Consider the following 12,945-nt stretch of genomic DNA (forward strand, 5'->3'; position numbering starts at 1 on the left):
TGCTGAAACAGTCGTATGATCGGTTTCGCGGAACAGTCGGCGACATCGGTCTGATAAGAAGTCAATGAGACTCCGACGAGCGTTCGCGATCGTCGTTGCACTGGTCGCGGTAGTGCTGGGTGTGGCGGTCGTCTCGGGGTTTCAGTTGTACGAAGACGCCGTCTCCGAACAGGAACAGGAGTCACTCGAAACCACCGCCGAAGCCACGGCCACGCAACTCGATGGATTGCTCGCCGAACGGACTCGCACGATCCAGCTATACGCGACGGATCCGACGGTGCGCAACGACACCCAACACCGGCGGGTAACCTTACAGCGGCTCGTCCAGCAAACCCCTTATCAGGGAATCTCTGTCATCATGGCCGAGGGGGAGATGGTCGCAATCGAGTCGAAAGGATTGACAGAGCAAAATCGGACAGCGCTACTCGGCTCGGACTTCAGCGACCGGACCTACTTCCAGCGGGCAATGGCGGGCGAGACCTACGTGAGCGAGCCCGTCGAAGCAGCGACCGGGAATCTCATCGTCACGGTGTCGACACCGATCCGTGACGACGACGAGATCGTCGGCACACTCAACGGTGCACTCCATCTCAGGGGCGGAACCTTCTTCGAGTCGTTGTCCGTACTCGAAGGGACCGACAGCGAACTCCGGATCACGGACGGAGACGAGCGGCTGTACGCCTCGGAATCGTTCGCCGAGAGTACAGCAACGTCGGCAGACGCAACCGTCGATTCGACCGGCTGGATCGTCACGGCAGCCCAGCGAGACACCGGTTCGCAACAGACACAACTCGCGACTGGGCTGCAGTTCGGTGCCGGGATGCTCGTACTCGGCTCACTGATCGCGTTCGGCATGTGGTTCAAACGGTCGAATCTCAACCAGATCGAGGAGTTACTGGCTGGCTTCGACCGCCTCGCGGAGCGGTCTTACGGGACACAGATCTCCGTCGGCGGCGCACAGGAGTGGGACGAGATCGGTACCCGGTTCAACGAGGTGAGCGAAGAACTGGCGCGACACGAGCGCGAACTGAAACGGTACCGGGAGATTGTCGAGCGGGTGAGCGACCCGATCACGATTCAGGATACAGACGGCCATCACAGGCTCGCGAATCACGCCTTTACCGAGTTCTCGGGCTACTCGCGCGACGAAATACTCGATGCAGACGAATCGCTGTACATGGACAGCGAGGCCGCCGCCAGGATCGAGAAAAAACGCCAGGAGGCACTCGAAACGGAACGCCCGAGTGAGTTCGACATCTCGATCGAATTCGAGCAGACGGGCGTCGAAGCGACGTTCAACACCCAGTTGTACCCGTACTACGACGAAGAAGGCACCCTGTCAGGAACGCTGTCGGTCTACCGGGACATAACCGACCTCAAAGAGCGCGAAGCGGAGCTCAGACAGTACAAACGGGGGGTCGACGGAGCGACAGATCTGATCTGTGCAGTCGACTCGGACCGACGGTATCTGTTCGCGAATCCGCAGTACTGTGCCTATCACGGCCTCGACCAGGAGACGGTCCCAGGGACGCTGACGAGCAATGTCTTCGAGGGCGAGTCCGAAGCCGAGATCAGGAAAAACGCCCAGCGGGCGCTGGACGGTAAGACAGTGAAATACACGATGACGCGGACCCATCCGACCGGGGGCAAGCGGATTCTCGACGTGCGGTACTACCCCCTCGACGAAGACGACGAGACCGGGTTCGTCGCCGTCCTGCGGGACGTGACCGAACGCGAGGAACGAGCCCGACAGCTCCGCGTCGTCGACAGAGTACTCAGACACAACCTCCGCAACGATCTCACAGTGATCAGCTTGGAAGCCGAACGGATCAGCGCCGGGTCGGACGGCACCATCGCCGAGGCCGCCGAGACGATTCAGGACCACGCCGATGGACTGTTGACGACCAGCGACAAGTCACGGACGATCACGGAGATCCTGAGCGAGAAGGCCGACAGCCGCCAGATCGAGGTGACGGAGCTTCTCGAACGGATCGAAGCGGAGATCGACGACGCAGACGCAGAGATCACGGTGGATTCACCACCCGAGGTGACCGTCTCGGCGGCCGCGAATCTCGACGAAGCGATCGACGAACTGGTGACGAACGCAATCGCTCACAACGACCGACCGAAGCCCTCGGTCGACCTCTCCGTCGAGGAGTGCCCCAATCGCGTCCAGATCTATGTCGCCGACGACGGGCCCGGCATCCCGCAGATGGACCGGGACGTGCTCGAAAGCGGCCGGGCAATCGATGACCTCTATCACGGAAGCGGTCTCGGGCTCTGGCTGGTGCACTGGATCGTCCAGCGTTCGGGCGGTTCGGTCACCGTCCGGGATCGAACCCCGCGAGGCACCGTCGTCAAAATCGAACTCCCGAAAGACGACGAGTAACCGCGGTAAAAGGTGAATCGCTTACTCGAAGGGGCGCTCGCGAACGACGGACTGTTCGCGGCCCGGGCCGACGCCGACGGCGTAAATCGGCGTGTCGAGTTCGTCGCTGATGTATCCGAGGTATGTCTTGGCGTTTTCCGGCAGTGCGTCGTAGCCGTCCTCTGCGACCTGCTCCCAGTCGGCATCCTCCCAGCCGTCGAAGGTGCGCAGATTCGGTTCACAGCGACCCCACTCCTCGGTGGTCGCGGGTACCGTCTTCACTTCTTCGCCGTCGAGGTCGTAGGAGTGGCCGACTTTGAGTTCGTCGAAGCCAGCCAGCGTGTCGACGTGGTTGACTGCCAGTCCAGTGAAGCCGCTCGCTCGGGTCGCGTGGCGAAGAATCGGCATATCGAGCCAGCCGACGCGTCGGGGGCGACCGGTGACAGTACCGTACTCGCCGCCTGCTTCGCGGATCTCGGTTGCGAGTTCTTCTTCCGCCGGGTCAGCCTCGCCGGCGTAGCCGGGCGTATCGCCCTCGACGCCGGCGAGTTCGGTCGGCATCGGGCCGCTTCCGACACGCGAAAGATACGCCTTCACGATGCCGATGATCTCACCGCCCCCGATAACGTCGGGTCCGAGACCTGTCCCCGTCGCCGCGCCGCCCGCGGTCGGGTTCGAGGAGGTGACGTAGGGATAGTTGCCGTGGTCGATGTCGATGAGCGTCCCCTGCGCACCCTCGAAGATCACCTTGTCGCCATCGTCGATGCGGCCGGCGAGGAAATCCCCCGCATTGACGAGCATCCCTTCCTCCGCCAACCGTTGGCCGTACTCGCGGTACTCCTCGTACAGCGCGTCGATATCGAACTCCTCGCCGACGTCGACGCCGTAGACATCTTCGGCGAGGGCGCGTTTCTGCGGGACGACGTATTCGAGTTTTTCTCGAAGCACCTCCGCGTTGGTCAGGTCGCCGATGCGGACGCCACGGCGGCCGGCCTTGTCCTCGTAGGTCGGGCCGATGCCGCGGCCGGTCGTGCCGACTTCTTGATCGTCTTCGCTTTTGACATCCTCTTCGATCCCGTCGAGGATCCGATGGTAGGGAAAGATCACGTGTGCACGGCGGGCGACCCGCACGTCAGGGTCGAGGCCGCGTTCGGCCAACGTATCGAGTTCGTCGAACAGCGTTCGCGGATTGACGACACAGCCGTTGCCGAGCACTCCGATCTTCCCACGGACTGCCCCGCTGGGAACGAGCGATAGCTTGTACTCCACGCCTTCGTGTACCACAGTGTGGCCGGCGTTGTCCCCGCCCTGATACCGGGCGACGACATCGGCAGGTTCGCCGTAGAGATCGACGATCCCACCTTTGCCCTCGTCGCCGAGTTGCGCGCCGACGATTGTAACGGTCATCACGGCTCAATTCCCGCCAACGCGGTAAACCGATTACGGTCCAATACGGCGAACAATCCCCGAAGCCTTTATACCCACCCTTGGCGAACGTCCCCATAGCGCGACCCGCCGGTTGGATTCTGCGGAAAAGTCACTGGCCGACAACAACCTTTAAATCCGGCCACCACAAGTTAACAATTGTCATGATAGACAGACTCGAAAAAGAAGTGGATATGCTGGAACGCCATCTCCAAGTCCTGCGGATGGTAATCGAAAACGAGCCGATCGGGATCGTCAAGATGTCCAACGAGACCGGCTACCCGCATCACAAGGTCCGGTACTCGCTCCGTGTTCTCGAAGAGGAGAACCTCATCGAGCCATCGAGCCAGGGTGCGATCACGACTGAAGACACCGAGGAATTCGTCGAGGATCTCGACGGCAAGATCGATCACATCGTCGAGAAACTCGACGGAATGAAAATCGACGAAGTCGCGGAAGTCGAAGGCTGATTCAGAATAGCTGAAGCCGCTGTTTGTGCGCTCGTTAGAGTTCCGGAACCGCGAGGTGGAAGTTTTCGTTTCGCGCCTCGACCAGACAGAGATGGTAGCCGCGCTTCCGTGAGAGATTGACGAAGCTTTTCCGCTTGTCACGGCTGAGCAGGCCGCCCTGTGTCGCGTCGCTTGCGATTTCAAGCGCACCCGGATCGAAGAAGCTCTCGGTCACGAGGAAGGCACCCGAGAAGCCGTCGGTGGACTGGCCGACTCGCTCCGCGGAGGTGATCAGCCGTTCCATCATCGACTCCGTCGTGGCCTCACGAGTGTCGTTGAGGTTGGCCGCCAGCAGCGGATTGCCCATCCGGTCGCGGAGGACAACGTCGAAGGCCTCCTGACTCTGGGTTTCCTGGCCGTCCTCGGTGTAGGTTACCTCGACGACACCGGAGAGTTCTGCGCGGTCGATCCGTGGGAGTACGTCGTAGAGGTCGGAAAGGGCCTTCTCGTGGCCCGTGTCGCGGATCTCGAAGAGCAGTTCCCGGACGACCCAGCGGACGAACTGGTATTCGAGCGTGGATTCGAGGAACTCGTCGTAGGACTGGCCGCCGACCGCGACGGCGTTGGCGTCGAACTGCGTGTGTTTCTCCAGTCGGAGATTCTCGTTGACCTCGTCTTTGCGCGTACTCGCGCCGTGCGCTTTTTCGAGCGTCGCCTTCCCCTTGGAGCGATAGCGGACGAAGATGTCCGTTCCGGCCAGCGCCTCGTCGGCCGTCAGCCGCTGGTCGGCGTCGGTCGCCGCGCCGAGTTCCTCTTCGAGTCGTCTAAGATCGCTCTCCAACTCTTCGACCTCGGCCTGGAGGTCGTCGCGCTCGTCGCGGACGTTTTCGAGTTCGGCTTCCAGGTCGTCCCGTTCCGTTTCGACTGATTGCAGTTCGGCCTCCAGGTCGTCGATCTCTTCGTCTTTCTCGGCGATTTCCTCTTCGAGTTCTTCGAGTTGCTCGCTATCGATCGCTGGCTCTGCAGGCTGTGGGTCGGCAGGGCTGTCGGGCTCCGCCGGCGGCGCCGCGCGCTGTTCGGCCGGGGCTGGATCGGACTGCGGCGGGCGCTGCTCCCCGGGAGACGGCGCTGGCTCTGTGGGCTCCGGTGCCGGTTCGGGCTGGGGCTTTTGGCCCCCATTCTGTGGCGGGCTGCTCTCGCTTTTTGCGGCTGAGCCGCCGCTCGGGGAGGGGATCGGATCGCTCGACTCCTCGGCGACATCCGGGACAGCGGTCTGATCGGGATCGAGCGACGGGATCGCTTGCGTCTCGACCTCCGCCGCTGGTGAAGTACTCGTCTGCTGGGACTGGCCGTTCGTCTCCTGACGCCGCTGAGACCGGGTCGGTTCCTGTGGCGACTGCGGCGTGCCGCGGGCCTCGGTGTTTCGCTGGCGGCCCGCCTGTCCCGCTCCGCCACTGGCCTGGGCCGCACGCTCGCGAGTCCGGTCCGTCTCCGGAGCGGCCGCCTGCTGGTCGCGTCGCTCGCGGGGCTCGGATTCGGGTTCCGGCGAGGACTCGGCCGTGCTCTGCTGGCCCTGCTCGGTGGTCTCCTGTGTGTCCGACTGGGACGCTTCGCGCTTGGACTCCGAGTGACGAGGCTCCGCATCCGTCTGTTCGCTGGTCGCGGTTGGTTCACTCTCCGCGGCCGCGTCCGGTTCAGCCTCCGCATCCGCCCCGGCGGACTGGGCTTGCTGTTGGACCGAGCCGCCGCTTTCCTGCGCCGCCGCAGGTTCGGCTGGCTCAGTCTCTGTCGGCGGTGCCGAGCCGTCGGCAGAGTCGTCCTGGGAAGTAGACGACGCTGGCTCCGTCTCGTTGGGGTTCTCGCTGTGCGTACTCGCGTCGGCTCCCGCGCTCGCCGCCGACTCGGTGCCGGCTGGCTCGTCGTCTTCGGGTTCGGGAATATCGATCGGGTCGATGTCGACCGGCCGGACCTCGTAGATGCCGACTTCGTCGTCGGCCGTCTCGAAGGCTTCGTCGCCCTCGATCAGTCGACCCGACTCACCGACGTAGGCGACGCTCATCGACGTGCCGGCGTGATAGACGAGATAGTAGTCGCCGCTGAGGACGTTCTCTGAGAGTTCGATGAATCCGGTGAAGCCACCATCAGAGAGCGTCTTGTCGACTTTCGAGATGCTCGTATCCTCGGTGTAGTATTTGGCGCGCACTTCGTCGCTGCGCTCCTGCATGACCGCCAGAAGCGGAAGGGCGTCCGTCGGGGCCTCGTAGACGGTGCCGCCCGACTGGAAATCCTCGATATCGCCGCGGGCAATGCCGACGACGACACCGCGTGTCATGTAGAGTTCGGCCCCGCTAGCCCGGACAACACCGGAAAAGTCGCTGTCGGCGAGGTCCTGTAATTCGCGGTACCCGCCCGAAAACGACCTGTCGTCCCAGGAGTTTACCTGATCGACTACGCGCGTACTCATTGTTTCCCACAAGTTAGATTGGGAGTATATACTTTGCGGGCGAACGGCCGTCCAGTCCGGGTGACTGGTCCCCGGCGACTATGCGACATGGACTGTCTCCCGGTATGCGCCGTACTGCTGCTCGAACACACTCATGATCTCACCCATGGTCGCGTAGGCCTTGACTGCCTCGATTACCGCTGGAACGACATTTTCTTCGGCCTCGGCCGCCTCCGCGACCGCGTCGAGTGCGTCCTCGACAGCCCCCTCGTCACGCTCGGCTTTGACCTCGGCGAGGCGCTCACGCTGGCGCTTCTGGACATCTTCGTCGACTTTCAGAATCTCCGGTTCGGTGTCCTCCTCGATGCTGTACTCGTTGACGCCGACGACCGTCTCTTCACCCGCTTCGACGCGTTGCTGGTACTCGTAGGCAGCGTCCTGAATCTCCCGCTGGAAGTAGCCTTCCTCGATGCCGTTGAGGACGCCCTCGCGCATCGACCCGTCGCCCATCCGTTTGATTTCCTCGATATACGCCATCGCCTCGGCTTCGACTTCGTCGGTCATCGACTCGACGGCGAACGATCCGCCCATGGGGTCGACGATGTCGGCCGCACCGGATTCGTCGGCGATGATCTGCTGGGTTCGCAGCGAGACACGGACGGCATCCTCGCTGGGCAGCGCCAGCGCCTCGTCGTAACTGTTGGTGTGCAGGCTCTGGGTCCCGCCGAGCACCGCTGCCAGCGCCTGAATCGTCACGCGCACGACGTTGTTCATCGGCTGCTGGGCGGTCAGGGACTGCCCCGCGGTCTGGGTGTGGAACTTCATCATCCGGGCCTCGTCGGTCTCCGCGCCGTACCACTCGTCCATGATCCGCGCCCAAATCCGCCGGGCCGCACGGAACTTCGCCACCTCCTCGAACAGCGAGTTGTGCGAATTGAAAAAGAAGGAGAGCGTCGGCCCGAACTCGTCGACATCCAGCCCGCGGTCGAGACAGTCCTCGACGTAGGCCATCCCATCGGCGAGCGTGAAGGCCAGTTCCTGCACGGCGGTTGACCCGGCCTCCCGGATGTGATAGCCCGAGACGGAGACGGGCTTGAATTTGGGGGTCTCCTCGGCGGAAAACTCGATCACGTCGGTCGAGAGTTTGAGCGAGGGCTCCGGCGGGACGACCCACTCCTTCTGCGCGATGAACTCCTTGAACATGTCGTTCTGGAGGGTGCCGCGGATCTCTGCGCGGTCGACGCCCTGCTGGTCGGCCAGCGCGAGATACATTGCGTAGATGACGACGGCGCTGGGATTGATCGTAAACGAGGTGGAGATTTCGCTGAGGTCGATGCCGTCGAAGAGAATCTCCATATCGCGCAGGGTATCGACCGCGACGCCCTCTTTACCGACTTCGCCGTTGGCCATCCGGTTGTCGGAGTCGATGCCCATCAGCGTCGGCATGTCGAACGCCGTCGAGAGCCCAGTCTGGCCTTCGTCGATCAGGTAGTGGAAGCGCTCGTTGGTCTCCTCGGCGGTACCAAAGCCAGCGAACTGGCGCATCGTCCACGTCCGCCCGCGGTACATCGTCGGATAGACGCCGCGGGTGAAGGGTGGCTCCCCCGGAAAGCCGAGGTCCTCGTCGAAATCAATATCAGCGATGTCCTCCGGCGTGTACAGTCGATCGACCCCCATATTCGAGACGGTCGCAAACCGATCCTGTCGTTCCCCGTGTTTCGAGAGGACCGGATCGAGCCGTTCGGATTCCCACTCCTCCCGACTCTCCTGTATTCGTTTGAGTTCGTCTTCGTCGAACATACCACGACGTTACGGGCGGGCCGCCCATCAAGATACCGCCGATTCGAGACAGAGGAGCGACTAGCCGACTCCGGAGACATCCCTGTCGGGACGAGAGAGGTCGCGTTCCCATAGCCTGAACAGCTCACGTCTCACTGCATCCCCTTACTTTTTTGATTTTTACGGCCGTCAGTGTACCTATGAGTGACGCCGAGCCACCAGCAGGTGACGGTAGCACCGACCACGACCACCACGACCACGACCACCACGACCACGTAGGGCCGGGCTACGCGACGCCGCAGGCAGCCATCGAGGAGGCCGACCGAGAGAAACTGGCGTACGTGATGGGGCTGTACGTCGGTACCGACGTCGACGCCCCGGATTTCGTCGCTGTCGTCGACGTGGACCCGGAATCGGACACCTATCAGGAGGTTATCGACCGGATCGAGATGCCCAACAGGGGGGATGAACTGCACCACTTCGGGTGGAACGCCTGTTCGTCGTCGTGTCATGCCGAAGGGCTAGAGCGCAGCCACCTCATCGTCCCCGGCCAGCGCTCCTCGCGGATTCACGTCATCGACGCAACCGACCGCCGCGAGCCGGAGATCGAGACGGTTATCGAACCAGAAGAAGTCTTCGAGTACGACCTCTCGGCGCCGCATACGGTCCACTGCGTCCCCGGCGGCAACATCGTCATTAGCATGCTCGGCGACGCCGATGGCGAGTTGCCTGGTGGCTTCCTCGAACTCGGTGAGGACTTCGAAATCAAGGGTCGCTGGGAGAACGACCGCGGCGAGATGGAGATGAACTACGACTACTGGTACCAGCCACGACACAACGTGATGATCTCCAGTGAGTGGGCCGCGCCGAAGACCTATTACCCCGGTTTCGATCTCGAAGACGTCGAAAACGGGGACTACGGGCGCAGTCTACACGTCTGGGACTGGGACGAGCGCAGCCACGAGGCGACGCTGGATCTGGGCGAGGAGGGTCAGATTCCCCTCGAAGTTCGATTTCTGCACTCCCCGGAGTCCACCCACGGCTACGTCGGCGCAGCGCTGTCCTCGAATATCTTTCACTTCTACGAAGACGGCGGCGACTGGCACGCCGAGAAGGCAATCGACTTCGGGGCCCGCGAACATCCCGATTGGGACATGCCCGTACCGCCGCTCGTGACGGATATTCTCGTCTCGATGGACGACCGCTACCTCTACGGCTCGAACTGGCTCCACGGCGAGCTCTGGATGTACGATATCTCCGACCCTGCCAACCCCCGCAAGGCTGACTCGATCTCGCTGGGCGGGTACTTCGGCGATCGCCAGTCGTTGGGTGACCGCGATCTGGTCGCCGGCCCGCAGATGCTCCAACTCTCGCTGGACGGCCAGCGCCTGTACTGGACGTCTTCGCTGTTTTCCTCGTGGGACAACCAGTTTTTCCCTGAGGAGGCCGAGAAAGGTTCGGTGATGCTCAAAGCCGACGTCGATCCGCGCAACGGGACGCTGACGCTGGACGAGGACTTCATCGTCGACTTTGCCGACATGCCTGCGGGGCCGGCCCGCGCCCACGAAATTCGCTGGCCTGGTGGTGACTGTACCAGCGACGTCTGGCAGTGACACGGTCCGACATGAGACCTGACCCAGCACCGCGAGCAATGCCACAGACGGACCCACCCGACGCGGGATCGAGGGCACAGACGAGAGAAGCCGAGCCGTACGATGTATACGATCGACCTGATCCGAGACGACACCACGACACGAATCGAGGCGACGCCGGAGCAGACGGTGCTTGAGGCTGCCGAAGACGCCGCCGAGAGCCTCCCGTTCGGTTGTCGCACAGGCGCGTGTGGCACCTGCACGGGACGGCTGGTCGCAGGCGATATCGACCACCGGCGACCGCCGCGAGCGCTCAAGGAGGCCCACCTCGAGAAAGGCTACGCGCTGCTTTGCATCGCAGAACCCCGGTCAGACTGCCGCATCGCCGTCGGCAAGGATGTCGTCGCCGAACTCGTCGATAACCCCTGGAAGTGACTGAACAATCGTCCGAAGAACCCAGAATAAGCGCTATTCCTGCAACCGCTGAGTCCGCTCGACGAGCGGGTGGTGGGCGTAATCGACCGCGTCGATATCCGCGACAGATTCCAGATTTTCCTTGCGGGCAGTTTCTGCCATCCCGAGTTCGACTGGCTGGCTGATCTCGATAATGTAGGCGTCCATCTCCTCGATACCGAGTTGGCTGGCGGCCTTCACACGGTGGTGGCCGTCGGCGAGCAACAGATCACTCGGCGTATCGATGACGACCAGCGGTTCGGCCAGCCCCCGTTCGAGTTCGTACCGTCGGCCTTCGAGTTCGTCGGCGTAGACCTTCCCCTGGGTCGGCGTGAGTTTCGAGAGATCGACATCCCGGCGGGTCTCGGACGCCTCGATATCGTGGATATTCTGCAGCGTCTTGACGAGTTTGTCGACCTTCCCGGGCGTGGCGCGTTCGATCTGGCTCCGGATGACGTCAGAGTTAGAGATGATGCCGACGAGGTTGCCGGCATCGTCAACGACGGGGAGCCGGCGGATACCCGAACGGAGGATGACACGGGCGGCATCGTTGAGCTTCATCTCGGGGTGGGCGACAAGCAGATCAGTCGACATAATCTTGAAAATCGGCTCGTGTTCGTCCTCGAGCAGTAGATCACGGGCGCTGACAAAGCCTTCGACGTGACGGCCGTCACAGACCGGATAGCCGCTGTGGTTTTCGCTCTTTGCGATACGCTCTGCAACGTCTCGAACCGTGTCTTCGGGGGCGACCGTCGCGACGTCTTGAGTCATATAATCGCGGACGGTCGGTTTCTCTTGGTCTGCCATTACCCCCTCTGAAGAACGGGGGCCCGAAAAGCCTCTCGTCTGTCAGCTACGAATCGTCGGGCTGATCGGCTGGTTCCCGGCCGAGTGAGAGATTCCGGGGCCCCTCGCCGAGATACTCCTCGTCGACTTCGGTTTCGGTCGCGTACGGGCTCTCTGCGGGCGTGCCGACATCTGAGCTGAGTACGTCCAGAAACCGCGAGGAGACCATCTCCTTGACGATATTGTGGAGCGACTCGTCTCGGTCGTCGGTCGCACCGAGCACGCCGAGTTCGATCTGTGCGCCGGCCATATCGACGTGACCGCCGGCGCTGCCGATCTGCCCGAATGCGTCCCGGAGCGTCTCGCCGAGATCGATCTCCGCTCCGCGAGTACGCGCCGAGATGAAAATCTTCCCGTCCTTGATCCCGTAGACCAGAACTGTCGTAATTCCGTCCAGATTCAGCAGTCGGTCGGCGGCCTGTGCCAGCGCGTCCCGTTCGGAGAGTTCGCCGACACAGGAAAGCAGTACAGGTCCCTCGACCCGCCGGTTGCTGATCGCGTCGGCGATGGTGCCGAAGGTCCGTGGGCTGATACTCGGTGATTCGATCCGTTCTAACATCGCGAAGTCCACCGCCGAGACCAGCCGTGCACCGGCCCTGAAATCCTCCCGCGAGACTTCCCGAGAGAAGCCGTCCGTGTCGACGTGAATACCGAACATGAGCGCGGTCGCGAGGTCCTCCTCGAAGGAGATGTTGAACCGGTCGAGGTAATCGACCAGCAGCGTGCTGGTCGCACCGACGCCGCTGCGAAGATCGACAAACCGGGCGTCGACGGGCGAGCGCGGCGGGTGGTGATCGATCACGATATCGATCGGCAGATCTGACGGCAGTTGATCGTTGACGCTGGGCCGGGAGTGATCGACCAGCGCGATCCCGTCGAACTCCGCGAGGTCCTCGTCTGGGTCGAGATTCCGGAGTTCCATCCCGAGTACGTTGACGAACGCGCGGTTCTCCTGGTGAGTGATTTCGCCGTAGTAACAGACCTCGGTCGGACAGCCAGCCGCCTCGGCCAGCCGGCCGAGTGCGAGTGCGCTCGCGAGTGCGTCGGGATCCGGATTGTCGTGAGTCACGACGGCAAGTCGGTCGATATCGCGGAGAATACGCTGTAGCTGTCGCATCCGCTGTCCCCGGTCACCGATCCGTTCGGAGATGTGTTCTGTCAGGGCTTCAGCGGGATCGACGAGTCGATCTGTGGAGCCGGCCAGTTGGTCGGTTCCGGCGGCGGATCGCACCGTCTGCTCCGGCCCGTCGGCGGGCCAGCCGGTGTAACTGACCAAGTACGCCTCCGGGAAGACGCTCTGGACGGCAGCCGTGAGTCGCTCGTTTCGGTCGCGGTTCTCGTCAAACACACCGACGAGGTTGGGGGTTTCGAGTCGGGTGAGATCCTCGCCGTCGAGGCTGTCGAACTCCGCGACCGAAATGCCCTGCTCTGTGAGCGAGTCGGCGAGGGCGGAGTCGTCGGTCCCGACCTGCAACCGTCCGGGCTGCTCGTGAATAGACTGGGCGACCGTCCCGAGAAGTGAGCCGCCGCCCAGAAGCAGCCACTGGATCATAGGTAACGTTGTGGATGAATCCGTAAAACATCCGGCGG

Annotated in this window: 9 protein-coding genes; 4 read left to right on the forward strand and 5 right to left on the reverse strand. The window is 62.7% G+C overall.

What is annotated here, in order from left to right; all coding sequences use genetic code 11:
• Nucleotides 1-64 precede the first annotated feature (64 nt).
• Complete coding sequence (locus tag V8P86_RS03635; RefSeq protein ID WP_336325877.1) at nucleotides 65-2,389, forward strand: PAS domain S-box protein; 2,325 nt, start codon at nucleotides 65-67, stop codon at nucleotides 2,387-2,389.
• Between the two features lie 21 nt (nucleotides 2,390-2,410).
• Here V8P86_RS03635 and V8P86_RS03640 read toward each other — a convergent pair whose 3' ends face one another.
• Nucleotides 2,411-3,775 carry an adenylosuccinate synthase gene (locus V8P86_RS03640; protein WP_336325878.1) on the reverse strand — a complete coding sequence of 455 codons (1,365 nt, stop codon included), beginning with the start codon at nucleotides 3,773-3,775 and terminating at the stop codon, nucleotides 2,411-2,413.
• Between the two features lie 182 nt (nucleotides 3,776-3,957).
• On the opposite strand from V8P86_RS03640, the gene V8P86_RS03645 reads away from it, so the two are divergent.
• On the forward strand, nucleotides 3,958-4,263 hold the full coding sequence (locus V8P86_RS03645; RefSeq protein WP_336325879.1) for a hypothetical protein: 306 nt from the start codon (nucleotides 3,958-3,960) through the stop codon (nucleotides 4,261-4,263).
• Nucleotides 4,264-4,297: 34 nt separating this feature from the next.
• On the opposite strand, the gene V8P86_RS03650 is transcribed toward V8P86_RS03645, so the two are convergent.
• Together V8P86_RS03650 and V8P86_RS03655 are read right to left on the reverse strand one after the other, a co-directional pair.
• Nucleotides 4,298-6,706: a DUF7527 domain-containing protein gene (locus V8P86_RS03650; protein WP_336325880.1), complete on the reverse strand. Its 2,409-nt coding sequence runs from the start codon at nucleotides 6,704-6,706 to the stop codon at nucleotides 4,298-4,300.
• A gap of 78 nt (nucleotides 6,707-6,784) precedes the next feature.
• Nucleotides 6,785-8,485 carry an acyl-CoA mutase large subunit family protein gene (locus V8P86_RS03655; RefSeq protein ID WP_336325881.1) on the reverse strand — a complete coding sequence of 567 codons (1,701 nt, stop codon included), beginning with the start codon at nucleotides 8,483-8,485 and terminating at the stop codon, nucleotides 6,785-6,787.
• A gap of 179 nt (nucleotides 8,486-8,664) precedes the next feature.
• Between V8P86_RS03655 and V8P86_RS03660 the strand changes: the two genes are divergently transcribed.
• Together V8P86_RS03660 and V8P86_RS03665 are read left to right on the forward strand one after the other, a co-directional pair.
• Nucleotides 8,665-10,077, forward strand: coding sequence for a selenium-binding family protein (locus tag V8P86_RS03660; RefSeq protein ID WP_336325882.1), 1,413 nt, complete (start codon nucleotides 8,665-8,667; stop codon nucleotides 10,075-10,077).
• Between the two features lie 102 nt (nucleotides 10,078-10,179).
• Nucleotides 10,180-10,491, forward strand: a complete 312-nt coding sequence (locus V8P86_RS03665) for a 2Fe-2S iron-sulfur cluster-binding protein (protein ID WP_336325883.1) — start codon at nucleotides 10,180-10,182, stop codon at nucleotides 10,489-10,491.
• 33 nt (nucleotides 10,492-10,524) lie between these two features.
• Here the strand turns inward: V8P86_RS03665 and V8P86_RS03670 are convergent, their stop codons facing one another.
• Both V8P86_RS03670 and V8P86_RS03675 read right to left on the reverse strand, forming a co-directional pair.
• The gene (locus V8P86_RS03670) at nucleotides 10,525-11,316 is read right to left on the reverse strand and encodes a CBS pair associated ParBc domain-containing protein (protein WP_336325884.1); all 792 of its coding nucleotides are present in this window, start codon (nucleotides 11,314-11,316) and stop codon (nucleotides 10,525-10,527) included.
• A 46-nt stretch (nucleotides 11,317-11,362) separates the two neighbouring features.
• Nucleotides 11,363-12,907: a DHH family phosphoesterase gene (locus V8P86_RS03675; protein ID WP_336325885.1), complete on the reverse strand. Its 1,545-nt coding sequence runs from the start codon at nucleotides 12,905-12,907 to the stop codon at nucleotides 11,363-11,365.
• Nucleotides 12,908-12,945 lie beyond the last annotated feature (38 nt).

It is taken from the genome of Halovenus anhuiensis (assembly GCF_037080055.1).
Classification (GTDB): Archaea; Halobacteriota; Halobacteria; order Halobacteriales; family Haloarculaceae; genus Halovenus.